Consider the following 597-nt stretch of genomic DNA (forward strand, 5'->3'; position numbering starts at 1 on the left):
AGGACGGTGGATACGAGACGCTTGATTGCCTTTCGTAATGATCAAAGCATAAGGTTTTTTCGCTTCTAGTCTTGCAGAATCAGACAATTCAGACAATTTAACGCTGCGAATGCGCTTTTCATCAGCAAACAGACCTAGGCCATTTTCTTTTGCTGGTCGTAGTTCCGTATCACCATTTATTTCCGCTAAGTCATAATCTTTGTAACCCATAAAGGTAAAGTTATGATCACCAAGCCAACGTAAAAATGCTATGGTTTCGTCCAAACGATCGGTTTTCATCGAAACACGATCTTTGTTTTTTTCAAGATCATCTGTAACGATCTTGAGTTTGTCGACCATTGGCTGCCAGTCATTAACAACTAGGCGTGTATCAGACAGGATGTTCAATAACTCTTCTTTAAGAGCTTGCATCTCTTCTTTACTTGTTAGGCGGTCAACTTCGATGTGGAATAGTGATTGAAGAACACCACCCTCACCGTTCACTTCTGTTACTTGACCTTTTTTATCACGCTCTAGCTGAGTTGGATTATTGAGCATTAAATGGCAAACAAGATCTAAGCGCGCTAGCGCCATCTTGATTGAATCCACTAAGAATGG

At 40.9% G+C, this 597-nt stretch carries 1 pseudogene; it reads right to left on the reverse strand.

The annotated features are described in order from the left end of the window. Positions 1 to 597: pseudogene (locus R7Q09_RS26960) on the reverse strand (NAD-glutamate dehydrogenase domain-containing protein); the annotation flags it as partial.

It is taken from the genome of Vibrio sp. 2130-1 (assembly GCF_033339515.1).